The 23,130-nt window shown below is 73.0% G+C and carries 24 protein-coding genes and 1 pseudogene; 18 read left to right on the plus strand and 7 right to left on the minus strand.

The window, feature by feature from the left end:
* Positions 1–6: 6 nt before the first annotated feature.
* Both V5E28_RS01665 and V5E28_RS01670 read left to right on the plus strand, forming a co-directional pair.
* Positions 7–1,992: a serine/threonine protein kinase gene (locus V5E28_RS01665; RefSeq protein WP_336204220.1), complete on the plus strand. Its 1,986-nt coding sequence runs from the start codon at positions 7–9 to the stop codon at positions 1,990–1,992.
* The gene (locus V5E28_RS01670) at positions 1,989–3,905 is read left to right on the plus strand and encodes a serine/threonine-protein kinase (protein ID WP_336204221.1); all 1,917 of its coding nucleotides are present in this window, start codon (positions 1,989–1,991) and stop codon (positions 3,903–3,905) included. Before V5E28_RS01665 ends, V5E28_RS01670 begins: the two co-directional genes overlap by 4 nt.
* A 68-nt stretch (positions 3,906–3,973) precedes the next feature.
* On the opposite strand, the pseudogene V5E28_RS49425 reads toward V5E28_RS01670, so the two are convergent.
* Positions 3,974–4,147: pseudogene (locus V5E28_RS49425) on the minus strand (DUF4352 domain-containing protein); the annotation flags it as partial.
* A 97-nt stretch (positions 4,148–4,244) separates the two neighbouring features.
* The gene (locus V5E28_RS01675; RefSeq protein WP_336204224.1) at positions 4,245–4,835 is read right to left on the minus strand and encodes a TetR/AcrR family transcriptional regulator; all 591 of its coding nucleotides are present in this window, start codon (positions 4,833–4,835) and stop codon (positions 4,245–4,247) included.
* Between the two features lie 84 nt (positions 4,836–4,919).
* Here V5E28_RS01675 and V5E28_RS01680 point away from each other — a divergent pair, with 84 nt between their 5' ends.
* Positions 4,920–5,954: a saccharopine dehydrogenase NADP-binding domain-containing protein gene (locus V5E28_RS01680; protein WP_336204226.1), complete on the plus strand. Its 1,035-nt coding sequence runs from the start codon at positions 4,920–4,922 to the stop codon at positions 5,952–5,954.
* Positions 5,951–6,808, plus strand: a complete 858-nt coding sequence (locus V5E28_RS01685; RefSeq protein WP_336204228.1) for an NAD(P)H-binding protein — start codon at positions 5,951–5,953, stop codon at positions 6,806–6,808. Before V5E28_RS01680 ends, V5E28_RS01685 begins: the two co-directional genes overlap by 4 nt.
* A gap of 11 nt (positions 6,809–6,819) precedes the next feature.
* Here the strand turns inward: V5E28_RS01685 and V5E28_RS01690 are convergent, their stop codons facing one another.
* A complete protein-coding gene (locus tag V5E28_RS01690; RefSeq protein ID WP_336204231.1) occupies positions 6,820–7,512 on the minus strand; it encodes a helix-turn-helix transcriptional regulator in 693 nt (230 codons plus the stop codon).
* A gap of 101 nt (positions 7,513–7,613) precedes the next feature.
* On the opposite strand from V5E28_RS01690, the gene V5E28_RS01695 reads away from it, so the two are divergent.
* From V5E28_RS01695 to V5E28_RS01735, 9 genes are all read left to right on the plus strand, one after another.
* Complete coding sequence (locus tag V5E28_RS01695) at positions 7,614–8,123, plus strand: DUF2231 domain-containing protein (protein ID WP_336204234.1); 510 nt, start codon at positions 7,614–7,616, stop codon at positions 8,121–8,123.
* 34 nt (positions 8,124–8,157) lie between these two features.
* Complete coding sequence (locus tag V5E28_RS01700; RefSeq protein WP_336204236.1) at positions 8,158–8,571, plus strand: hypothetical protein; 414 nt, start codon at positions 8,158–8,160, stop codon at positions 8,569–8,571.
* 26 nt (positions 8,572–8,597) lie between these two features.
* Entirely contained in the window at positions 8,598–8,948 is a 351-nt protein-coding gene (locus V5E28_RS01705) for an arsenate reductase family protein (protein ID WP_336204238.1), read from the plus strand.
* A 9-nt stretch (positions 8,949–8,957) separates the two neighbouring features.
* Positions 8,958–9,332: a hypothetical protein gene (locus V5E28_RS01710; protein ID WP_336204240.1), complete on the plus strand. Its 375-nt coding sequence runs from the start codon at positions 8,958–8,960 to the stop codon at positions 9,330–9,332.
* Positions 9,329–9,940, plus strand: a complete 612-nt coding sequence (locus tag V5E28_RS01715; RefSeq protein ID WP_336204244.1) for an RNA polymerase sigma factor — start codon at positions 9,329–9,331, stop codon at positions 9,938–9,940. The genes V5E28_RS01710 and V5E28_RS01715 overlap by 4 nt, the downstream gene beginning before the upstream one ends.
* Positions 9,937–10,422, plus strand: coding sequence for a hypothetical protein (locus V5E28_RS01720; RefSeq protein ID WP_336204246.1), 486 nt, complete (start codon positions 9,937–9,939; stop codon positions 10,420–10,422). The genes V5E28_RS01715 and V5E28_RS01720 overlap by 4 nt, the downstream gene beginning before the upstream one ends.
* Before the next feature lie 38 nt (positions 10,423–10,460).
* The gene (locus V5E28_RS01725) at positions 10,461–12,971 is read left to right on the plus strand and encodes a CHAT domain-containing protein (protein ID WP_336204248.1); all 2,511 of its coding nucleotides are present in this window, start codon (positions 10,461–10,463) and stop codon (positions 12,969–12,971) included.
* Between the two features lie 77 nt (positions 12,972–13,048).
* Positions 13,049–13,468, plus strand: a complete 420-nt coding sequence (locus V5E28_RS01730) for a hypothetical protein (RefSeq protein WP_336204249.1) — start codon at positions 13,049–13,051, stop codon at positions 13,466–13,468.
* Between the two features lie 406 nt (positions 13,469–13,874).
* Positions 13,875–14,036 (plus strand): hypothetical protein, encoded by a 162-nt coding sequence (locus tag V5E28_RS01735; protein ID WP_336204251.1) that lies wholly within the window; start codon positions 13,875–13,877, stop codon positions 14,034–14,036.
* 38 nt (positions 14,037–14,074) lie between these two features.
* On the opposite strand, the gene V5E28_RS01740 is transcribed toward V5E28_RS01735, so the two are convergent.
* Positions 14,075–15,355, minus strand: a complete 1,281-nt coding sequence (locus tag V5E28_RS01740) for a BtrH N-terminal domain-containing protein (protein ID WP_336204254.1) — start codon at positions 15,353–15,355, stop codon at positions 14,075–14,077.
* Positions 15,356–15,667: 312 nt separating this feature from the next.
* Here V5E28_RS01740 and V5E28_RS01745 point away from each other — a divergent pair, with 312 nt between their 5' ends.
* Positions 15,668–16,822 (plus strand): NAD(P)/FAD-dependent oxidoreductase, encoded by a 1,155-nt coding sequence (locus V5E28_RS01745; protein WP_336204256.1) that lies wholly within the window; start codon positions 15,668–15,670, stop codon positions 16,820–16,822.
* Here the strand turns inward: V5E28_RS01745 and V5E28_RS01750 are convergent.
* Positions 16,812–17,678, minus strand: a complete 867-nt coding sequence (locus tag V5E28_RS01750; RefSeq protein WP_336204258.1) for a UbiA family prenyltransferase — start codon at positions 17,676–17,678, stop codon at positions 16,812–16,814. The genes V5E28_RS01745 and V5E28_RS01750 overlap by 11 nt on opposite strands.
* A gap of 126 nt (positions 17,679–17,804) precedes the next feature.
* On the opposite strand from V5E28_RS01750, the gene V5E28_RS01755 reads away from it, so the two are divergent.
* From V5E28_RS01755 to V5E28_RS01765, 3 genes are read left to right on the plus strand one after another with little or no spacing between them, the layout of a single operon-like run.
* Positions 17,805–18,857, plus strand: a complete 1,053-nt coding sequence (locus tag V5E28_RS01755) for a type III polyketide synthase (protein ID WP_336204260.1) — start codon at positions 17,805–17,807, stop codon at positions 18,855–18,857.
* Positions 18,858–18,864: 7 nt separating this feature from the next.
* On the plus strand, positions 18,865–19,386 hold the full coding sequence (locus V5E28_RS01760; protein ID WP_336204262.1) for an isoprenylcysteine carboxyl methyltransferase family protein: 522 nt from the start codon (positions 18,865–18,867) through the stop codon (positions 19,384–19,386).
* A complete protein-coding gene (locus V5E28_RS01765; RefSeq protein ID WP_336204264.1) occupies positions 19,383–20,396 on the plus strand; it encodes an NAD(P)/FAD-dependent oxidoreductase in 1,014 nt (337 codons plus the stop codon). The genes V5E28_RS01760 and V5E28_RS01765 overlap by 4 nt, the downstream gene beginning before the upstream one ends.
* Positions 20,397–20,404: 8 nt before the next feature.
* Here V5E28_RS01765 and V5E28_RS01770 read toward each other — a convergent pair whose 3' ends face one another.
* Both V5E28_RS01770 and V5E28_RS01775 read right to left on the minus strand, forming a co-directional pair.
* Positions 20,405–20,707, minus strand: coding sequence for a 4a-hydroxytetrahydrobiopterin dehydratase (locus V5E28_RS01770; RefSeq protein ID WP_336204266.1), 303 nt, complete (start codon positions 20,705–20,707; stop codon positions 20,405–20,407).
* Positions 20,708–20,779: 72 nt separating this feature from the next.
* On the minus strand, positions 20,780–21,577 hold the full coding sequence (locus tag V5E28_RS01775; protein WP_336204268.1) for a glycerophosphodiester phosphodiesterase: 798 nt from the start codon (positions 21,575–21,577) through the stop codon (positions 20,780–20,782).
* Positions 21,578–21,737: 160 nt separating this feature from the next.
* Here V5E28_RS01775 and V5E28_RS01780 point away from each other — a divergent pair, with 160 nt between their 5' ends.
* The gene (locus tag V5E28_RS01780; protein WP_336204271.1) at positions 21,738–23,129 is read left to right on the plus strand and encodes an amino acid permease; all 1,392 of its coding nucleotides are present in this window, start codon (positions 21,738–21,740) and stop codon (positions 23,127–23,129) included.
* Position 23,130: the final 1 nt, after the last annotated feature.

Genomic DNA, 23,130 nt, shown 5'->3' on the forward strand with positions numbered 1-23,130 from the left:
ACCGGGATGCCGGAGTTCGAACCACTGCGCGAGGGAGATCCCACCCATGTGGGATCGTACCGTCTTGTCGGCCGGCTGGGCCCGGACGTCTTCGTCGGGGAGCACCCCGAAGCGGAGCCGGGGACCGCGGGCGAGCCGGTCGTGGTGAAGCTGCTGCACCCGCACGTCGACCGGGAACGGTTCCTGAAGCTGATCGAGCCCATCCAGGACGTCTCCGCCTTCTGCTCGGCCCAGATGCTCGGGTCAGGGACGATGGACGGCCGGCCGTACGTGGTGAGCGAGTACATCGACGGCCCCACGCTGGAGGCGGTCACCGCGGAGGGCACCCGGCTGCGGGGCGCGGCGCTGCACCGGCTCGCGGTCGGGACGGTGACCGCGCTGGTGGCCATCCACCAGGCGCGAACCGTGCACGGGGACGTCCGGCCGGGCAATGTGGTGCTCGGCCCCGACGGGCCCAGGGTGATCAACGTCGGTGTCGCCCGCGCGATGGCGGCCACCGCGGAGACGACGACCCGCCGGGTGGAGGTGCCCGCGTTCACCGCGCCTGAACGGCTCGCCGGCGCCGAGCCCGCGCCGCCGGCGGACGTGTTCTCGTGGGCCGCGACCGTGGTGTCCGCCGCGACGGGCGCCTCCCCCTTCGACGGCGGCTCCATGGCGAGCACCGTCAACCGGATCGCCAACGCCGAGCCCGACCTGCCCGACCTGGGAGACCTTCAGAGCCTGATCGTGACGTGCCTGGCCAAGGACCCGGCGCGGCGACCCACGTCCAGCGACGTGCTGCTGCGGCTGGTCGGTGAGACCCGCTTCCTGACCGGCCGGCTGCTCCCGCCCGCCGCCCCGCCGCCGTACGTCCCGCCGCCGGTGGCGCAGGAGCCGCCCGGCCCGCCCGTGCGGCGGGGCCGCGGCGTGCTGATCGCCGTGGCGGCGTTCGCCGCCGGGGCACTGCTGGCGGGCACCGGCGTCTACACGCTCGGCCCGGAGCGGATCCTGGCGGCCGGCCCGTCCGCGACCCGCCCCTCCCCCACCGGCTCGACCGCGAGCGGCTCGGTCATCACCGCCGCACCCCAGGTCACGCCCTCCACCACGACCGCGCCGATGGCGAGCGTCGCGCCCAAGGCGGACGGCGAGGTCGAGCTCGCCGACATCGGCGCCACGTTGCACGAGAACGCCGCCGATCCCGTCCGGCTGGCCGCCTACCTCCAGGCGAAGAGGCCGTTCAAGACGTTCGCCAGAGACCGGACCGGCCGGTTCAGGGAGATCGGCCTGGCCGAGGAGCCCCGCGTCTCACCGGACGGCACGTGGGCGGCGCTCAACCCGTGGCTGAAGTTCCAGAACTCCGACATGGACTCGGTGCGCTTCCACAACATCACCACCGGGGAGACCTTCAGCGTCCTCACGGTCAGGAAACCTGAGGAGACCTGGTTCCCCACCTGGTCGCGAGACGGCCGGCGACTGCTGATGTCGGTCATGGACAAGAAGCGGGAGCGGATCACCGGCTACGCCGTCGTCGACGTGGCCGCGCGCAAGGCCACGGTCGTGCTCACGCAGTACGAGGACGCGGCCAGCCTGCCCTTCACCTTCGCCCCCGACGGATCGATCGCCCGGGGTTTCAGCAGCAGCAAGAGACGCGGCATCGACACCTACGACATGTCAGGAAAGGTGATCCACAGCAGGCACTGGGTGGGCACCCCCCGCGACGTCGACTGGTACTCCCCCTCCGGCAAGCAGTTCATCACGCTCTGCCCGAACGGCGATGACGTGTGCGTCTGGGACACGGTCAGCGGCGACCGCAAGGCCACCATCGAGGGCATCGACGACGGGGCCCGTCTGCTCGGCTGGTTCAGCGACGACCACGTGCTGATCGAGGAGCCCGCCAAGAAGAAGGGCAGGGCCGAGATCAAGGTCGTGGACTTCCTGGGCAAGACCCAGCGGGTGATCGCGGACGTCGCCATGGACCTCAGCCGCCGGCAGTTCGCGGCCAAGGCGCCATGACGGTGGACCCCCGGCCGCTCCTCCGGGACGATCCCGCCCAGGTCGCGTCGTACCGCGTGGTGGGCAGGCTCGGCGAGGGCGGCCAGGGCGTCGTCTACCTGGGCGAGTCGCCGGGCGGCGAGCGGGTCGCGATCAAGGTGCTGACGCGCGCGCTGGAGGCGGACGCCCGGGCCGGGTTCACCAAGGAGATCGAGCTGGCGCGGCGGGTCAAGGCGTTCTGCACGGCGAGCGTGCTGGCGACCGGCGAGCTCGACGGCGTGCCGTACGTCATCAGCGAGTTCGTCGACGGGCCCTCCCTCGCCCGGGTGCTCGCCGAGCGTGGCCCGCTGCGGCAGGCGGAGCTGCGCCGCCTGGCGATCGGCAGCCTGACCGCGCTCGCCGCCATCCATCAGGCGGGCGTCGTGCACCGGGACTTCAAACCGGGCAACGTCCTGCTCGGCCGGGAGGGCCCGCGGGTGATCGACTTCGGCATCTCGCGCGCGCTCGACACCGCGGAGCCACAGGACGACCTGACGGGCACGCCACCGTACATGGCGCCCGAGCAGTTCGCGGGTGGCGGCGGGCCGCCCGCCGACCTGTTCTCCTGGGCAGCCACGGTCGTCTGCGCCGCGACCGGCGCCCCGCCCTTCGGCTCCGGCGACCTGCCCGCTCTGCTCAACCGCGTCCTGACCGCCGAACCCGAGCTCGGCGACCTGCGCGGCGACCTGCGCGAGGTGGTGGCCGGCTGCCTGGCCAAGGATCCCGCCGCCCGGCCGGCGGCGTCCGCCGCGCTGCTCACGCTGCTGGGGCATCCGGTCCAGCCGCAGCGGCTGCTCGCCGAAGGCAGCAGGTCCGCCGCACCCCCCGCCGTGACCACCGTGCCGCCCGCCCGGCGGGCGCGACGGCTCTGGCCGATCGCCGCGGGCGCCGCCGCGGTCCTGCTGGTGGGTGCGGCCGTCGCGATCCACCTGGGACGTACGGCCGATCCCCCGGTGTCCGGCCCGCCCGCCACCCCGCAGAGCGCCGAGCCGAGCCGGCGGCCGATGAGCTCGACCGCCACGACGACGGCGACGATCCCCGGCACGAAGATCAAGGTGCACGAGAATCCCGCCGATCCGCTCTGGGTCACCTCCGCCTACGGAGGGGTCGAGCCGGATGCGGGCTTCCCCGCCTACGTCCGCGATCCCAGGACCGGTGAATTCACCTACTTCGGCAACTTCCAGACGCCCGTGGTGTCGCCACGCGGCCTGTACGTGGCCGCCACGTCCTCCACCAACCTGGCCCGCAGCGACTACAACACGCTCAGGCTCGTCACCCGCGCCACCGGCGAGGACGTGGAGCTCCGCACCGCGGACAAGCCCGGCGACACGCCGACCATGGCCTGGTCCGCCGACGGCGCCTCCCTGCTCCTGACGCTCTGGAGGAGCGAGGAGTCCGGGGAGACCCTCGGGTTCGTGACCGTCGATCCGGCGACCAAGTCCGTGCGAACGCGCCGTACGGACTTCGGCGGCGAGAGCGGATACCTGTGGGGAGCGGACGCCTCGACGCTGATGACCCAGGGGCGGGACGGCACGATCAGGTTCGTCGGCCTGGACGGCTCGGTGCTGCGCTCGTTCCGGGACAAGGGCACCCTGGTCAAGGCGAGCGTCAGCACGACGAGAGCCGGCACGGTGTTCGCCACCACCTGCACCGAGACGTCCCGGGACGTCTGCCTGTGGGACGCCGTCACCGGCGCCAGGAAGGCCGTCGTCCCGCTGGCGGACGGCACGACGTTCAACGGCTGGCTGGACGACCGCCACTTCCTCGCCACGGTCACCGGCGCCAGGACCTCCCGGCTGGTCATGGCCGGCCTCGACGGCGAGACCGTACGCGTCCTCGCCGAGGGGCCTGCCGCGCAGCTCGGCAAGGTGGCCCTCTGGTGGAGCCTGCGCTGACGGGCTCCTTCGGTGTGACCCGGCCTCGCGCCCTTCCAACGGAGGTTCACCCTGACCCCCTCGGAGAAAATCGAGTCGTGCAACTCGATACGAGCCGGCCGCGTCCCCTTCGGCACGTCGTAGAGCACGACGCCCTTCACCGAGTTACCAGGGTTGATCCTCTCGTAGAGGCTTTTCGACTCGTCCAGATAAATGGCCGCCTCCGAACTGGCTTCGTACTCCCGGCCCTTACTGTCGTACAACCGCTGCGCGATCCCCGCGCCGTTCCGGTGGGCGACGCGCCGCTGCGGATCTCGTACGTCGTCTGGCGGACATGACCCGCACTCCCCGGAGCCGGATCTAGACCAGCAGCGAGCTCAGCAGGCGATCCGCCTCCGCGGCGATCTCGGGCAGGTCGGCCGCCGGATCGGCCGACCTGGCCAGCAGCATTCCTCCTTCGCACAGGGCGCCGAAGACCAGTTGGGCGCGGGCGGGCAGGTTGCCGTCGGCGACCAGGCCCTCCGCGTGTGCCAGGCGCATCCCGTCGAGGAGCACGCGCAGCGTGTGACCGTACTCGATCTCGCGGACAGTCTCCCAGCCGAGGACGGACGGCCCGTCCAGGAGGACGATCTGCCGGAAACCGGGGTCCAGGCAGTGCTCCAGGAAGGTGCGGCAGCCGCGGCGCAGGGCTGACCACGAGTCGCTCTCCTCGAAGGCGACCCGCTCCAGCGTGGCGGCGATCTCCTCCAGTTCGCCCACGAACACCGCCCGGAACAGCGCCTGCTTGCCGTCGAAGTGGTGATAGACGGCTCCTTTGGTGACCCCGGCGGCCGCGGCGACCGCGTCGATCGAAGTGGCCGCGTAGCCGTTGCCGCCGAACAGCCGCTGCGCGGCGCCGGTCAGCAGCGCGGTGGTCGTGTCCGAGCGCTCGGTCTGGGTGCGGCGGCTCATCGGTCCCCCATTGACTTACATACTCGCAGTATATAACTTCGAAGACAAGTTACATACCGACAGTATGGAACATCGAGGTGAGTCGTGTCATCACCACCCATCGCCATCTACGGCGCCACCGGCCACACCGGACGCCTGGTCGCAGCCGAGCTGCGAGCCCGCGGCCGGGAGGTCATCCTGGCCGGCCGCGACGGTGGGGCGCTCAAAGCGCTCGCCGACGAGCTCGGCGGAGCCCGGGTCCACCAGGCCGCCCTGGACGACCATGCGGCGCTGCGCACGCTCGCGGAGCAGGCGTCCGCCCTGGTCCACTGCGCCGGCCCCTTCACCGAGACCGGCCGGCCCGTCGCCCAGGCAGCCGCCGACGCCGGCTGCCACTACGTCGACCACGGCCTGGAGCAGCACCACACCGCATGGATGTTCGACGCCATGCCCGAGCGGGCCGAGCGCGCCGGCATCGTCATGATCACCGCGATGAGCTTCTACGGCGGCCTGGGCGACCTGCTGGCCGGAGCCGTGGCCGGCGGCCTGACCGGCGTCGACCGGGTGACCGTCGCCTACGCGGTGACCGGATGGCGGCTGACCACCGGGGCCAGGAGGACCGCGGAGCTGCTGTTCGCCGACACCCGCCGGATCACCTACACCGACGGCGCCTTCCAGGTCGGCTACGTCGAGCCGCGCAACGCCGTCTTCCCCTTCCCGCCACCCCTCGGCCCGCGCACGATGATCGCCCCCATCCCCTCCTCCGACGTCGTGACCATCCCCCGCCACGTCCGGGCCCGGCGGGTGGAGGCCCAGCTCACCGCGCACACCTTCGAGGAGGAGCAGGCGTTCACCAGTGAGCACGTCGACGCCGCCACCAGGGCCGGGTCCGACTTCACCGTGGCCGTCCAGGCGATCACCGCCGAGGGCGGCGCCGCGGGTCAGGTGAGCGGGCACGACCTGTGGCGGGCCAGCGCGATCGCCTCGGTGGAGGCCGCCGTCCGCCTGGCCGACGGCCGGGGTCCCGAGAACGCCGGCGTCTTCAGCCCGGCCGAGGCATTCCCCGCCGAGCCGTACCTGCGCGACCTGGAACGGCTCGGGCTCTTCACCGTCAACCTGCCAGGAAGGGCGGAGCGATGATCCTCGTCACGGGCGCGGCCGGAGGGCCGCAGGGATCGACCGGCCGGACGGTCGTGGACCTGCTGCTGGAGCGCGGCGAGGCGGTGCGCGCCTTCGTGCACTCCGACGACCACCGGGCCGAGGAGCTGCGCAAGCTCGGAGCGGAGGTGGTCGTCGGCGACCTGCGTGAGATCTCCTCGGTGCGGCCCGCCGTACGGGGTGTCCGGCGGGCCTTCTTCACCTACCCGGTGACGGCCGGCCTGCTGGACGCCACGGGCGCGTTCGCGGCCGCGGCCCGGGAGGAAGGCGTGGAGCGCGTCGTCGAGGTGTCGCAGCTCGACGCCTCCCCGGAGGCGGGCACGCCGCGGATGCGCCGGCACTGGGTGTCTGAGCAGGTCTTCGACTGGGCCGGGGTGGGCGCGGTGCACCTGCGGGCGGCGGTGTTCTTCGAGAACCTGGCCGTCGTGGCGGCCGCCGCCGGGGACCGCCGCGAGCTGGCCCTCCCGCTGGGCTCCGGGGACACGCTGATCCCGCTCGTCGCGGCGGCCGACGTCGCCCGGGTGGCGGCCGGACTCCTGCTGGATCCCGGGCCGGCCGATCCGGTGTGCCTGGTGACGGGGCAGATGGCGAGCATCGGCGAGGTGGCCGACGCCATGGGCGTGGCGTACGTGGATCTGCCGCCCGAGGAGTGGGAGGCGCGGGCGCTGGAGATCTACCGCGATCCGTACGCCGTCGAGCACCTGTCCCACCTGTGGGCGATCTTCCGCTTCATCGGGGCCGGCCACCACCCGCTCTACGGGGTCACCGAGAGCATCGAACGCATCGGCGGGCGTCCGCCGGTCACCCTGCGGGAGTTTCTGCAGACCGCGCGCTAGCAGCAGGGTCCCTACCTCCGGCCGAGCTCGACGCAGCACGCGCCCGGTCGCGGGGCCAGGGTGGCGTCCAGCGTGGTGGCGCCCAGGCCGTCGAGGAAGCCGGACAGGAAGGCGTGGTTGATCCCGCAGACCAGGTCGGGGTCCCTGGCGGCCATCGGGTGGAACGGGCAGTTGCGCAGCCGCATCAGGGTCGGGGTGGCGCGTGCGGGCTCGAAGCCGTGGCGTTCGAGCATCTGCCCGGCGCAGGTCAGGGCCCGCTCGGCGCCGAGCCGGCCGGGTTTGAGCTGCTCGCGCTCGGCCCGGCCGAGGCTCTGGCCGCGCTCGGCGGCCACCCGGAGGGCGGCGTCCCGGCCGCTCTCTCCGGGGCTCTGCGCTCGTACGGCCTGCAGCAGGATGTCGGCGAGCAGGCCGTGCTCGCGCGGCGGGATGCTGAGCCGGACCTGCAGGTCGGTGGGCTCGTAGACCTTGGGCGCGCGGCCCACCCGGCGCAGGCCGGGCGGCTGGGCGTAGCCGGCCGACAGCAGCCCCACCGTGACCAGCTTGTCGAGGTGGAAGGCCGCGAGCTTGCGGGAGATGCCCACGCTCTGCGCCGCCTCGTCCCGCGTCACCGGCCGGTCCGAGCGCCGGATGAAGTCGTACATGCGGCGCCGGAGGTCGTCGCCGAGCGCCGCGACGGCTTCGACGGTGGCGTCATGCTCGGACATACCGTCGAGGTTAACACCCAATCTCATGGGCTGAACCCCTGGGTATTGACGGACTTCCCCTATTTCACTAAGACTCGTTAGTGAAATAGGGAGGTGGGCCCATGTCTGGTCCGCTGCATCGCGCCAAGCGTCCGACGACGGTCCTCGCCGGGCCGTACGGGCATCCGCTGCATCCGATCCTGGTGACCGTGCCGATCGGCGCCTGGGTCACCAGCCTGGTCTTCGACGTCGCCTCCCACGTCGTCGACGATTCCGCCTTCCTGGTCAAGGGCTCGGTCTGGCTGATCGCGGTAGGAGTGATCGGAGCCGTGGCGGCGGCCATGACCGGCTTTCTCGACTTCCTCGGCATCCAGCCCGGCACCGCGGCGTTCCGCACGGGACTGGCGCACCTGAGCCTGAACCTGGCGATCACCGTCGCGTACGGAGTCTCCTGGGCCTGGCGCGCCTCCGGCGGCGAGCCGTCCGAGCCGGTCGGCTGGGGCCCGCTCGCCCTGTCGGCGATCAGCCTGGCCGCGCTGGCCGTCTCGGGGTCCCTGGGCGGGAAACTCGCCTACCGCTACGGCGTGCGGGTCGCCGACGAGGCCACCCAGGCCAAGGGCTTCGGCGCCTGACCACGACTCGCCGCATCACGAAGAGAGGCACACCATGGACATCGCCGCGCTCGTCACCTGGGTACTCGCCGCCCTCGGCGGCTTCTACATGCTGGGCGTCTGGATCTCCCGGGGCGGGCTCCGCCGCGAGGAGAGCGCCCCCACCCGGTTCCCCCCTCCGGTGATCTTCGGGCACTTCCTGCTCGCCGCCACCGGCCTGCTCGTATGGATCGCCTACCTCGTCGTCGGCGCACCCGCGCTGGCCTGGGCCGCACTGGTCATCCTGCTGCCGGTCGCCCTGCTGGGCTTCGTCATGCTGGCCCGCTGGATCCCGTCCTACCGGGCCCGCGCCGCCACAGCGCCCACGCCGCCCGAACGAGGCATTCCGGTCGTGGCCGTCGTAGGCCACGGCCTGTTCGCCGTCGCCACGCTCGTCCTCGTCCTGATCACCGCCCTGGGCCTGGGCTGAGCGGCCCGTAGGGAACGATGGAAGCCATGGAGATCTGGATCAACCCGGACTGCTCGAAGTGCCGCTCGGCCCTGTCGATCCTCGACGCCGAGGCCGCCGCCTACACCGTGCGCCGCTACCTGGACGACCCGCCGACCGGCGGCGAGATCCGTGCGGTGCTGGCCAGGCTGGGCCTCGAACCGTGGGACATCACCCGGACCGGCGAGCCCAGGGCCGCCGAGCTCGGCATGGACGCCTGGCCACGCGACGACCGCGACCGCTGGATCGACGCGCTGGCGGCGAACCCGGTCCTGATCCAGCGGCCGATCATCACGGCCGACGACGGGACGGCGGTGGTCGGCCGCTCTGAACAGGCCGTACGGTCCCTGCTCCGCTGAGGGCGGCACGTGGAGCTCGGCGATCGGGCGGAGACGTTCAGCAACTACAACAGCTGGGTCGAGTGGTTCGCCGGCGGCGCCATGGTGGTCAGCACCCTGCCGCGCGATCTGAACGGATCGTTCGGCGCGGACATCGTCGTTCCCGCGGGGGCCGTCGAGAAGTCACCGGAGAGATCGTCGCTGGACGCCGACAACTTCCACTCCGGGTGGGGAGTCTGGCACGGCACGTCCTTCGCCACCCCCGTCGTGGCGGCGGAGATCGCCAGGCGCCTGATGGAGACGGGGACGCTCACGCACGACCGGCCCAGCCCGCAGGAGGCGGTGAAACGAGCGAGAACGGTCGTAGAGAGCATGCAGAGCGATTTCAGGGACGGCGGGTCGTGACCGACGTGTCGCCGGGCAGCGTGCCCGTCTCCAGCCGGGGCTCCGAACGGCGGTCCCGGCTGGCCACCCTGCTCGAACAGGCGGCCGGCGGCCGGCGGGAGGCGCTGGACGAGATCGTGGCCGAGCTGACGCCCATGCTGTGGCACGCGGTCCGCGCGCAGGGCCTCGACTACCACCTTGCCCAGGACGTCGTGCAGACCACGTGGTTGACCCTGGTCCGCCACCTGCATTCCATCAGGTCACCCGGGGCGCTCATCGAATGGCTGATCACCGCGGCACGCAGGGAGGCGTGGCGGGTGAGCTCGGGCGGCAACCGGGAGGACCTGCCGGGAAGCGAGCTGCTCGACGAGATCCCGGACCCCGAGGACCAGCCGGACGAGGCGGTCGTGCTGGACGAGCGGCGGCGGGCGCTGTGGACGGCGGTCGAGCGGCTGCCGCGGCGCTGCCGCGACCTGCTGCGGATCATCGCGTTCGTCCGGCGTCCCGACTACGACGCGGTGGCGGCGGCGCTCGGCATGCCGAAGGGCAGCATCGGCCCGACCAGGGGTCGCTGCCTGACCAAGCTCCGTGCCCAGCTGAGCCAGGACCCCCAGTGGAGCTCGCCATGACACCGTCGGAAGACGGCGCGGACTCCGCGCCCCTCGACCTGGAGGACATCCTCCTGCTGGACGAGATCAACCGGCTCTACTCCCAAGTGGATCCCGTTCCCGCCGACCTGGTGGCGAACATCCGGTTCGCCCTGGCGGTCGACTCCGACGCCTTCGACGTGTTCCGGGTCTTCGAAGAGGAGGAACAGCTCGCCGGAGTCCGCGGCGGGGAGCGCAGCCGCACCATCACCTTCGACAGCGACAACCTCACCATCATGATCGACGTCACTCCGCTGGACGGCGGCGCCATCAGGATCGACGGCTGGCTGGCCCCGCCCGCCGGTCACCGGGTCGAGCTGCGCACGGCGGCGGCGTCCAGCACGGCCAGGGCCGACGATCAGGGCAGGTTCGCCTTCGACGGCGTGAGCCAGGGGCTGGCCCAGTTCGTCGTGCGGGGCGCGGACGACGCGGCGCTGGCGGTGACGCCCTCCATCGACCTGTGACCTTTGCAGGCGAGCGGTGATGGCGGACATTGGTGGGCGTGGACACAGACGACGCCGCGCGACGCGCCCGCGCGGACACGCTGCGTCTGGAGGCCGTCGCCGCGACCTCGGCGGGACGCCCGGCCGTGGCCGCGCGCCGCCTGAGGCGAAGCCTGGCCGTGCTCGGCTGGCAGCCGGACCGGCCCGCCGGAGAGCCCGACATGCTGCTGGCCAGGGTGCTGACCAGCCTGGCGCACGCCGAAGCCGAGCAGGGGCACAGCGAGGCCGGCCTCGACCTGCTCGACGTGGCCCAGCGCCGGATGCCCGGCAGCGGTCTCGGATACGTCCACGCCCAGCGCGGGCTCGTGCTCCTGCGGCTCGGCAGGCAGCTGGAGGCTCTCGATCAGCTCGACCTGGCCGTGCCGCTCCTGGCCGACCAGGACAGGGTCGAGCTGGCCAGGATCCTGCTCAACCGGACGGTCATCCACCTGTCGACCGGCCGGGTGGGCCTCGCCAGGGACGACGCGCGGCGCAGCAGGGAGCTCGCGACCGGGCTCGGCCAGGAGATCATCGCGGCCAAGGCACTGCACAACCATGGCTACTGCGACTTCCTGCTGGGCGACATCCCCGCCGCGCTGGCCGTCTTCGCCCAGGTGCGGGAGCAGTACACCAGGGTGATCCCGGGATTCCTGCCCGTGCTCGCGCTGGACCAGGCGCGGGCGCTGCTGGCGGCCGGGCTGTGCGCGGAGGCGGGCCGCATCTTGGACGAGAACCTGACGCTGTTCCGCCGCCAGCGGCTCGTCCAGGACTACGCGGAGGCGGAGCTCGCCCGGGCACGAGCCGCGTTCGACGCGGGAGAGATGGCGGAGGCGCGTGCCTGGGCGCGCAGGGCGGCAGGCGGGTTCCGGCGTAGGAGGACCACGTCCTGGCTGGCCAGCGCGGAACTCATGCTGCTCAGATGCGACTTCGCCGCCGGTCGGCCCGGCCTGGCCGGCAGGGCGGACGAGCTGGCGGCCAGGCTGGCCGGCCTCGGTCTGCGCGACGAGGCCGAAATGGCGGCCCTCGTCGCGGCCCGTTGCAGGCTGGCGGCCGGCGGGGCAGGCCAGGCGCCGGCGGGCTCCCGGCGCCGGATCCCGCTCGAACTGCGCCTGATGCACCACCTCACCGAGGCGGAGCGCGCCATCGCGGCGGGGCGGCGCGGCCAGGGGCTGGAGCGGCTGCGCGGCGGGCTGGCCCTGATTCGCACCCACCGGACCCGGATGGGCAGCCTCGACCTCCAGACGGGGGTGGCGGCGCTCGGCGCCGAGCTGGCCCGCACCGGCATGTCGGCCGCGCTCGCGAACGGCTCGCCCCGGCTGGTCTTCCGATGGTCGGAGCGGTCGCGAGCGCAGGCGTTCCGGCACCGGCGGGTACGGCCCGCCCACGACGAGCAGACCGTCGAGGCGCTCGTCGAGTTGCGGCACCTGCGGCAGCGCATCCGCACCCACCCGGAGGAGAGCCGCCGCCACCCCGTGCTGCGAGAGCGCTGCCGGCAGCTCGAACGGCTCATCAAGGAGAAGAGCTGGCAGCAGTCCGGAGCGGACGGCGGCACCGCGGCGGCCACCACGGCACAGGTCGAAGCCGAGCTGGACAGCGCCGGGCTGGTGATGGTCAGCCTGCTCTGCGTGGACGGCCGGGTGCTCGCCCTCGTCCTGCGCGACGGCACGGTCCGGCTCCAGCCGCTGGGTCCGTACGAGCTCGTGGCGGAGGCGACCAGGCGGCTCGGCGCCGACCTGGGCGTGCTGGCCGGGCGGACCCGGCCGGCCAGGCTGCGGCAGGTGATCGAGGCGTCCGTGCGCACCCAGATGGCCACGTTGAACGACGCGCTGATCGCCCCCGTCAGCGCCCTGATCGGGGACAGGCGGCCGCTGGTGATCGTGCCGACCATGGCCATGTCCGCCGTCCCCTGGGGGCTGCTGCCCGGTCTGCGCGGGCGGCCGCTCGTGGTCGCCCCCTCCGCGCTGGCGTGGCTCAGCGCCCAGCGCGGCCGCCGCGTCGCCGGTGCGGGCGTGCCGGTGCTGGTCGCGGGCCCCGGGCTGATCCACGCCAGGTCCGAGATCGAGCAGATCGCCCGGCTGTATCCGGCCGGCCGCAGCCTCACCGGCGAACAGGCCACGGTGGAGGCGACCCTGGGCCTGCTGGACGGCGCGCCGCTCGCGCACCTGGCCGCGCACGGTCACCACGAGCGGGACAACGTGCTGTTCTCCAGGCTGGATCTGGGCGACGGGCCGCTCATGGCCTACGACATCCAGGGGCTGGAACGAGCGCCGGGGCACGTCGTCCTGTCGGCGTGCGACGCGGGACAGGCCCTGGTCCGGCCCGGCGACGAAGTGCTCGGATTCACCGCCGCGCTGCTCTACAGCGGCAGCTCCACCGTCGTGTCGAGCCTGACGCGCGTCCCCGACGAGGTCGCCGCCACCGTGATGACCGCCTACCACCTGCGGCTCAGCTCAGGAGAGCCGCCTGCCGCGGCGCTGGCGGCCGCGGCCGAGGGTGAACTGTCGACGTTCACCTGCTTCGGCGCGGGCTGAACCTCGCGCCCTCGATGTATCTGGCGGCCCGCCGGCGCCTCCTTCCTCCTGTCCGTTCTTCACGAAGGAGCGCAACCATGGCGACAACCGGCCAGTTCCAGCCTCTCAAAGTACCCGCCGACCAGCTCACCGGCGCCCTCAGCGCCGACGTCGTCGATCCCGGCGCGCAGCCGGCCACGATCGTCCGCGCGGGCGACGCCTGGAAGATCGACGTGACCTGGGAACTCACCGGCGAGCTGATCGCGTGGCTCACCGGGAAGTGGCACGTGCAGGTGGTCGCCGATCGCCAGGGAGGCGGGGAGACCACACACCCGGCCACTCCGATCGAGGTCGCCTTCACCCCCGGCACCGGCGCCTACACCGCCGGCGTGCCGATGCAGGGCCAGCTGACGGCGGGGACGTACGACCTGACCGTCAACCTCACCTCCACGACCGCCGCCGGCACGCCCGGGAACCTCGGCGGCTTCGTGTCGCTCAGCAAGATCATGGTGCAGTGACTCGGCTCCCCGCCGCCGTCGGGTGGCGGCGGGGATCACTCCGGGCCCCCACGATCGGCGCCCGCGCGCATGACCGGCGCGAGGCGTGCTCTCCCCGGCCTTGACGTTCGTCCGCTTCCGCCGCGCCAGGCCGACGATGGCTGGACTTTCCGCGGGCCCGGGTGGAATGTCGGGCCGGGTGGCGGAGATGGGCGGTGGGCGGTGGAGAGCCGGCTCGAAGGGGGCAACGACGGAGGCGCGGTCCGCGTGGGCGCGACGGTCCGGCGCCGCGAGGTGCTCACCCATCTGGAGGGCGAGACCATGGGCGAGCGCCTGGTGTGGCCCGCGTGGACCCGGCTGGAGGACGCGCTCCGCCAGGTGGCTGCGGCTGTTCCTCGACGCGTACGGGTGGGGCGGGGACCTCACGATGATCATCAGGGAGATCCAGGCACGCATGGGCGCCCGAGTCGACGACATCTTGCGCGGCGCGGCGGCGGGTGACGGGCTGTATGCGAAGTTGCTGCGTCAGGGCCTGCCCGCGGACATCGAGCAGGCCATCCGCGAGCTGGACGGCTTCGCCGGCACGTGACACCGCCGGGCGCTCCCGCGCCCGGCGGCGCCCAGGGGCTACCGCGTCAGGGTCGCCAGCCGTGCGATCGCGGCGCGCTCCGCCTCGTAGATGGCGCCCATCCGCTTGCCGAGGTCGGCGAAGAGGGTGGCCGGATCGCCCGCGGGGAAGGAGGCGTCGGCGGCGGCGCGTACCCGCCACAGCGTGCCGGCGGCTTCTGCCGTGCGGCCGGCGGCCGCGGTGCCGTCCGCCATGACCCCCTCCTTGATCTCCGCTGTCAGGTCGCGGATCCGGGCGAACTCCGGGACGTCCGCCGGCAGCGCGGCCTCGGCGAGGTCGTGCCACATGGAGTGGATCTCCCGGAATCGCCCCGCCAGCTCGGCCAGGCCTGGTTCGGACAGCAGGTCGGCGGACTCGTCCAGGCCGTCGGCGAACAGGTCGCGCAGGTTGCCGCCGTCCATGCCCACCGGCTCGGCGCCCTCCCAGATGGACAGCAGCGCGCCGGTCAGGCCGCGCCCGTCCGCGAAGACCTTCGACCACGCCTTGGCATGTCGGGTGTCGACGAGCAGCCGCGCCCATTTGCGCCAGGCGGGCAGCGAGAACGAGTCCGACGGCGACGACAGGTGCTCGGCGCAGTCGCGGAGCCCGTCCCGCGCGGCGCCCGCGAGCGCCGCCTCGTCCAGGGTGGCCTCGCCCAGCACGTGCAGCACGTTCTTGTACGAGCCGACCCGGGCACGCGCGGCGTCGAGGGTGCCGTGCGGGATGTGGATCGCCGCGTGCCCCCGGTCGTCGAGGTAGACGCCGCTCTCGTCACGCCTGTAGGCGACCACGGGATGGCCGCCGTGCCCGTCCAGGGTGGCGGGCAGTCCCCAGTAGCCGAGGTGATAGCGGTCGGGCAGGATCACGCACGGCCGCCCGGCGTCCAGCTCGGCGGCGAGCCTGGCTGCGGCGGCCTTGGCTCCGCCCGTGGTGTGCTGCTCGAACGGCACGCCGAGGCGGGTGAGCGTCCTGTCCATCGAGCGGTGGTAGTACTGCCACTGGTTGCTGAAGCCCATGACCACGTGGCGGCTGTGGTCGTGCCTGAACTCCCAGAGGATGTACCCGGCGCCGATGCCGCCTCCCGCCAGGAACACCAGCGGCTCGCTGACGGTCACGCCCTGGTTGACCAGGATGGAGGTGATGGCGGCGCTGGCCGGGCTGCGGCCACCGGCGAATCGCCAGCCCGCGTCCGAAGGGGTGGCGGCCCGTCCCACGATGTGGGTGCGGGCCGTGGTGTAGCTCTCGCCCGTCTTGGCCATCCGCTCGCGGATGCGGGCCTTGAGCTGCTTCTTGCTGGTCATGGCGACTCTCCTGGCGGCCTTCGCCCCGGCCCGGCCCACGCCCGCAGCCTCGGGCGGCCGCGGAAGATCGCCGGCCTGCGGACTGCTGTGCTCGAGGCTCGTACGTCCCCTTTGCCTCCGCGGTCGGCGGGTCGCGTGGGGACCCGCTCAGGAGGTCCGGCGGGAGAACAACCGCCGTGAAACGGATGGTAGTACACGACGGCTGCTGCCGCGACGGCGTGGCGCACTGCTCCGCACATCGAGGGTGATCGACGCCATACCGCTGCGGCGCGAGGCGTTTTCGCCGGAGTCCCGCGTGGCACAGTCCTTGCCATGGACGACGTGTGGGATCTGGTGGTCGTGGGCGCCGGGCCGGCGGGCTCGGCGGCGGCGCTGCGCGCCCTGCAGCTGCGGCCCGGCCTGCGCGTGCTGCTGCTGGACAAGGCGGACTTCCCCCGTGACAAGGCCTGCGGCGACGGCATCGCGGCGCACGGGCGTGACGAGCTCGCCCGGCTGGGGGTGCCCGGCCTGATCGACGACTACCGGCCCACGCCCCGCCTGTCGGTCGTCTCCCCCAGCGGCGTCCGGGTCTCGGCCGACGTGTCGCGGCCCAACCACGTCGTGCCGAGGATGGTGTTCGACGCCCGGCTGGTCGAGGCCGCGCGGGCCAGGGGCGTGGAGGTGCGCCGCCACCGGGTCAAGGCGCTCGACCCGCACGGGCCGGTGGTCGTCATCGACGGGCGGCTGCGGGCCCGCGCCGTGGTCGCCGCCGACGGGGCCAACTCGGCGGCGCGGCGGCTGATCGGCCTGCCCGCCAGCGCCTCCCGGCACACCGCCATCGCGGTGCGCGGCTACGCCGACGTGCCGGAGGCCGACGACGTCCAGCTCATCGCCATGCAGAAGGCAGGCTGGCCGGCCTACGCGTGGTCGTTCCCGATCGGTGACGGGACCGCCAACGTCGGTTTCGGGATGCTGCTGCCCCGGCTGCACGCCACCGGCTCACCGGGACGACAGGTGCTGCACGGCAGGCTCGCCGAGCTGCTGCCCGACCTGCCCGCCCGCGACCTGCGCGCCCATCACCTGCCGCTGTCGACGGGCCGGCCACGGCCGGGCGCGGGGCGGGTGATGCTCGCCGGGGACGCGGCGAGCCTGATCAACCCGCTCACCGGCGAGGGCATCTACTACGCGCTGCTGTCGGGGCGGCTCGCCGGCGAGTCGGCCGTCGAGGCGCCGGACGACCCGCTGCCGCTCTACCGGCGCAAGCTGCGCCGGGCCCTCGGCCGGCATCTGCGCACCACCGACGTGCTGGCCCGCCTGGCCCAGTCGACGGGGTTCATCGACGCGGCGATCGGTACCGCCGCACACCGCAAGGAGGTGTTCGACCTGCTGGTGGAGGTGGGGCTGGGGGCCGGCACGGTGCCGCCGCCGCTGGCGCTCGCGGTCGGGGCGCGGTGGCTGCGCGACACCCTGCACGGTCTCAGGCGGTGAGCGAGGCGCCGTTGGCCAGCAGCAGGATCACGTCGACGGCGGCCACGGCGACGGCCGTCACGAACGGCGCCCGCGACGACCTGCCCGCCAGCAGCACCCCCGCGGCCGCCAGGACCGAGGCGGCGGCCAGCGCCGTCCAGCCGGCGGCCCCGGGCTCCGCGCGGCCGAACACGAGCAGGCAGGTGGCGGCCAGCAACGGCACCGGGATCAGCGCCCTGACGCGAGCCGCGCCGAGCCGCTGCGGCAGCCCGCGCACGCCGGTGGCCAGGTCGCCCGCGATGTCGGGCAGCACGTTCGCCAGGTGCGCGCCCACTCCCAGCAGCGCCGCCGCCAGGACCGCCCACCACGCCGGCCACGGCGCGCCCGGCAGTCCCAGCGTCACGAAGGCGGGCAGGCTGCCGAACCCGACCGCGTAGGGCGCCCACGACAGGACCGTGGCCTTCAGCCCGAAGTCGTAGCCCCAGGCGGCCAGCACCCCCACCAGGTGGACGCCGCCCGCGAGGGGGCCGGAGGCGAGGGACAGCGGCACGCAGCACGCCAGCGCGACGGCCGCGGCGATCCACACGGTGCGCGCGCTCACCGTGCCCGCCACGATCGGCTTGGCCGTGCGCCCGGCCGCCGCGTCGCGCCCGGCGTCGACCGCGTCGTTGCACCAGCCGATCGACAGCTGCCCGGCCAGGACCGCGGCGGCCACCAGGGCGCATCCGGCCGTGTCACGCCCGGCCGCGGCGGCCAGCGCGGTGACCAGGGCGGTGACCGCGACGGTCGGGCCCGGATGGCAGCCGCGTGCCAGGCCGCCGATCGTCCGGCCGAAGTCGGCGAGCAGATGGGCGGGCCGGTATCCCGTGTCGGTCACAGCAACGATCGTAGGCACGGCGAGCGCTGCTGCGAATACTCACGCGCCGCCCGTGGCTTAAGCGACCTTGTGGATGGGAAGCGTGCGGGGAGTGAGAGTTGTCGGCTAATTGCGCTGGGAGCCCCCGTGAGCCATATCGCCGCAGTCCGCTGCGCGTTCCCTCCTAACCGGTACGCGCAGTCCCAGCTCACCGACATGGCTGCGCGCATCTGCCTTCCGGAGGGCACCGACCGGCGCCTGCTCGACCGCCTGCACCGCAGTGCCCGCGTCGAGTACCGCAACCTCGCCCTGCCGATCGAGCGCTACGACAAGCTCAACGGTTTCGGCGCGGCCAACGACGCCTTCGTCTCCACCGCGGTGGAGCTCGGGATCGAAAGCGTCAAGGCCGCCCTGGACGCGGCCGGGTTCGCCCCGGAGGACGTGGACATGATCATGTTCACCTCGGTGACCGGCATCGCGGCGCCGTCGATCGACGCCCGGCTGGCCGCCGCGCTGGGCCTGCGGCCCGACGTCAAACGGCTGCCCATCTTCGGCCTGGGGTGCGTCGCGGGGGCCGCAGGCATCGCCAGGGTGCACGACTATCTGCGCGGCTGGCCCGACCATGTGGCCGTGCTGCTGTCGGTGGAGCTGTGCTCGCTGACCGTGCAGCGCGGCGACTCGTCACCGGCCAACCTGGTCGCCAGCGCGCTGTTCGGTGACGGCTCCGCGGCGGTGGTGGCCTGCGGTGACGGCCGCATGCGGCGCGGCCCCACCGTGGTGGCCACGCGCGGGCACCTCTATCCCGGCTCCGAGCACGTCATGGGCTGGCAGGTCGGCGACAGCGGATTCCGGGTGCTGCTGGACGCGAGCGTCCCCTCGGTCGTGCGGCAGTATCTGGCCGACGACGTGCACGGCTTCCTGGCCGACCACGGCGTGGCCGCGGATGAGGTGACGGCGTGGGTGTGCCATCCCGGCGGCCCGAAGGTGCTGGAGGCCGTGTCGGACGTCCTCGACCTGCCGGCCGGGGCGCTGGACGTCACCTGGCGCTCGCTGGCCGACAACGGCAACCTGTCGTCGGCGTCGGTCCTGCACGTGCTGGGCGAGACGCTCGCGACCCGGCCGCCCGAGCCGGGCACCTGGGGGCTGCTCATCGCGATGGGCCCCGGTTTCTGCTCCGAACTCGTCCTGTTGCGCTGGTGACCGCCCCATGACCTGGTATCTCGTCCTCGTCCTGCTCGTCGGCCTGGAACGGCTCGCCGAGCTGGTCGTCGCCCGCCGCAACGCCGCGTGGAGCATGGCGCGGGGCGGTGTGGTGACCGGCCAGGGCCACTATCCGTGGATGGTGGCCCTGCACACCGGCCTGCTGATCGGCGCGCCGCTGGAGGTCGCCCTGGCGGACAGGCCGTTCCTGCCCTGGCTCGGCTGGCCGATGCTCGCGCTGGTCGTCGCCGCCCAGGCGCTGCGCTGGTGGTGCATCACCGCGCTCGGCCCGCGCTGGAACACGCAGGTCATCGTGGTGCCCGGCCTGCCGCTGGTGACCGGCGGCCCCTACCGCCTGCGCTGGCTGCGCCACCCCAACTACGTGGCGGTGGTGGTGGAGGGGTTCGCGCTGCCGCTGACGCACACCGCCTGGGTCACCGCGCTGGTGTTCACGGTGCTCAACGCCGCGCTGCTGGTGGTGCGCATCCGCTGCGAGAACGCGGCGCTCAGCCTGGCCACCGGGCCGTGATCGACGTTCTCGTCGCGGGAGGCGGCCCCGCGGGCCTGGCCACCGCCATCCACGCGGCGCTGGTCGGGATGGAGGCGGTCGTCGTCGAGCCGCGCGCCACCCCCGTGGACAAGGCGTGCGGCGAGGGGATCATGCCGGGCGGCGTCGCGGCGCTGGCGGCGATCGGCGTGACGGTCCCGGGCCACCCGCTGCGCGGCATCCACTACCTCGACGAGGTTCGCGAGGCGCGGGCCACCTTCCGGCGCGAACCGGGACTCGGCGTGCGCCGCACGCTCCTGCACGCCGCGCTCTCCCAGCGCGCCGCCGAGCTCGGCGTCAAGACGATCACCGGCCGCGTCACCCAGGCCGTGCAGGACGGCCGGAGCGTGACGGCGGCCGGGCTGCGGGCGCGCTGGCTGGTCGCCGCCGACGGCCTGCACTCGCCGCTGCGCCGCTCGCTCGGGCTCGACCTGCCCGCGCGCGGGGTGCGACGGTACGGCCAGCGCCGGCACTACCGGATCGCGCCGTGGACCGACTTCGTCGAGGTGCACTGGTCGGGCAGCGGCGAGGCGTACGTCACGCCGGTGGGGGACGACCTGGTCGGGGTGGCGGTCCTGAGTTCGGTGCGGCGCGGCTTCGAGGAGCACCTGAGCGCGTTCCGCGGCCTGTCGGAGCGCCTGCGCGGCCCTGCCGTCACCCCGGTGCTGGGCGCCGGGCCGCTGCGCCAGCATGTCCGGGCGCGGCGCGCGGGGCGGGTGCTGCTGGTCGGCGACGCCGCCGGTTACGTGGACGCGCTCACCGGCGAGGGCGTCTCGCTCGCCGTGCGCTCGGCCGAGATCCTGGCCCGGTGCCTGAGCCGGGATCGGCCGCAGGACTACGAGGGCGCGTGGCAGCGGCTGTCTCGGACGCACCGGCTGCTGACGGGAGCGCTGGTGCAGGCCGCCCGCCGTCCCGGCACCGCCCGGCTGGTGGTGCCCGCGGCGCGGGCCATGCCACGCCTGTTCACCGGCATCGTCAGGGTGCTGGCCTGACGAGAGCGTCAGCCGCGGTCCCGGGCGGCGCCGTCGACGACCTGGTCGATGTGCGCGGCCAGCTCGACGTCCTTGTCCGTCACCCCGCCCGCGCTGTGGGTGGACAGGCGGAAGCGGATGCCCCCGCCGGTGCGCTCGATGTCGGGGTGGTGGTCGAGGGCCTTGGCCTCGTTCATCACCGCCTCGCTCAGCCAGCGGTAGTTGTCCGGGGTGATCGGGATGTCCCGGACCAGGGCGTCGTCGACGTGCCGCCAGCCCTCCAGAGCCACCAGCGCGGTGTCGACCTCGTCGTCGGTCAGGAGCTGGGCCATGGTGTCCCCCTGTCCCCGTGTGGGTCCTCGTCTTACTCGCTACCACCGAGGCGGGGTTTCACACGTGCCCGCTCAGGTGCACCTGCCGCTCAGCCAGCGCCGGTAGTCGGCGGTGTAGTTGGTCATCACGCTCGGTGGCGCCTGGCCCAGCACGCTCTGCCAGCGCGCCACGTTGAGGCTCCAGTCGGGTGCCGGCTCGTCCCAGGCGGCGCTGTCGGCCCATCTGGCGGCCGGGCCCTTGAGCAGCGCCGGGTGGCGCCTGTCGAGCTCGCCCTGGATCCACGCGTCCGTCGAGTAGACCATGATCCGCTGGGAGGCCTGCCGTTCGAGGATCGGGGCCGAGATCTCCCGCCAGGCGGCCGCCCCGTGGGCGGCACTGCTGAGCGCGGCCCTGGCCTGGGGCTTGATCTCCAGCAGGGCGATGAGGCCGGTGAACCTGACGTGGTCCAGCCACTCGCGCAGGGTGTGCACGCGCTCGCCGGAGTAGGGGCCGCGGGAGATCCGCCGGGCACTGAGGTTGTCGGCGCCGGCCGTCCACCACAGGTCGGTGATCTTGCGGTTGCCGCCGGTGAGGCCGTTGGTGGTGATGTTGTGCCACATCACCGCCTTGGTGCCGTTGCGGGTGAGCTGGACGTCCGCTTCGACCCCGTCGGCGCCCCACGCCCGCATGTCGTTGACGGCCCGGGGGTTGTTGGCCTGGCGGATCTGGTCCTTCGTGGTGGCGCCGGGATCCTTCGGGTAGCCGCCGTGCCCGAACACCAGCGGGCACGCCACCGCGCCGCGAGCCGTCCGGGACAGAGCCGTGGTGGCCGGCGTGAGCGCGGCCGCCACGAGGACGGCCACCGCCAACGAGATCCCGGTCCTTGACATGGGCCATCCCCCATCTGAGCGCATCCGATCACCGGCAGCACGAGGCTAAGGCCGCATCGGAGCGTGATCAAGGCGTCACGCCGAGCACCTTCCTCCGCATAGGAAAGCCGCAGGTGGGAAAGGGCCTGGTCTGGAATCAACGGGGTGTCAGGAGGCTGTGGTGGCTTCTTCAGGGGGCATATTCCGCCGCAAGCCGGTGGAACAGATCGCGGCGGAGCACGAGGGCGAGCTGTCACGCACGCTCGGACTGTGGCAGCTCACCGCGATCGGCATCGGCGGCATCATCGGCGCGGGCATCTTCGCCCTGGCCGGCGCGGTCGCCAACCAGACGGCGGGGCCGGCCGTCCTGGTGTCGTTCCTCATCGCCGGGGTGGCGAGCGCGGCGGCGGCCTTCTCCTACGCCGAGTTCGCCGGCATGATCCCGAAGGCGGGGTCGGCCTACACCTACGGCTACGCGGTCCTCGGGGAGATCGTGGGCTGGTTCATCGGCTGGGACCTGCTGCTGGAGTACACCGCCATCGTCGCGGTCGTGGGCATCGGCATCTCCGGCTACTTCGGCTTCCTGGTGCAGGAGCTGGGCTTCGCCCTGCCCGCCTGGATGCTCGGCGCGCCCGGCACCGGCGAGGGGCACGTGGTGGACCTGTTCGCAGTGGTGCTGTGCCTGCTGATCGCCTTCCTGCTGAACCTCGGCATCCGGACCGCGGCCAGGTTCGAGACCATCGTGGTCGGCATCAAGGTCGCCGTGGTGCTGCTGGTGATCGTGGTCGGCTTCTTCTACATCAACACGGCCAACTACACGCCGTTCTTCCCCTTCGGCGTCGGCGGGGCCATCACCGGCGCCGCCACCGTGTTCTTCGCCGTCTTCGGCTACGACGCGATGAGCACCGCCGCCGAGGAGTCCAAGGACGCCATGCGGCACATGCCCAGGGCCATCATGTACTCGCTGGTCATCTCGATGATCCTGTACGTGCTCGCCACGCTCGTGCTCACCGGCATGCAGAACTACCGGGAGATCGACCCGGAGAGCGGGTTCTCCTCGGCCTTCGCGTCGGTCGGGCTGTCAGGGCTCGCGTCGGTGATCGCCGTGGGCGCCATCATCGGCATCCTGACCGTGATGTTCACCTTCATGCTCGGTGTCACCCGGGTGTGGTTCTCCATGAGCAGGGACGGGCTGCTGCCGCTGTGGTTCGCCAAGCTGCATCCCGTCCGGCGGGTGCCCTCGCGCGTCACCTGGATCGTCGGCATCGCCTCGGCGGTGATCGCCGGGTTCCTGCCCATCCGGGAGGCGGCCGAGCTGACCAACATCGGGATCCTGCTGGCCTTCGTGGTGGTGTGCGTGGCCGTGATCGTGCTCCGCTATCGCCAGCCGGACCTGCCCCGGCAGTTCCGCACGCCCGGCATGCCGGTGGTGCCGGCCATCGGCGTGATCTTCTCGATCTGGCTGATCACCTTCCTGGACCCGCTGACCTGGCTCCGCTTCGCCGCCTGGTTCGTGCTCGGCCTGATCATCTACTTCGCCTACAGCCGCCGCCACTCCGCGCTCAACAGGTGAC

It is taken from the genome of Nonomuraea sp. LPB2021202275-12-8, assembly GCF_037044575.1.
GTDB lineage: Bacteria > Actinomycetota > Actinomycetes > Streptosporangiales > Streptosporangiaceae > Nonomuraea.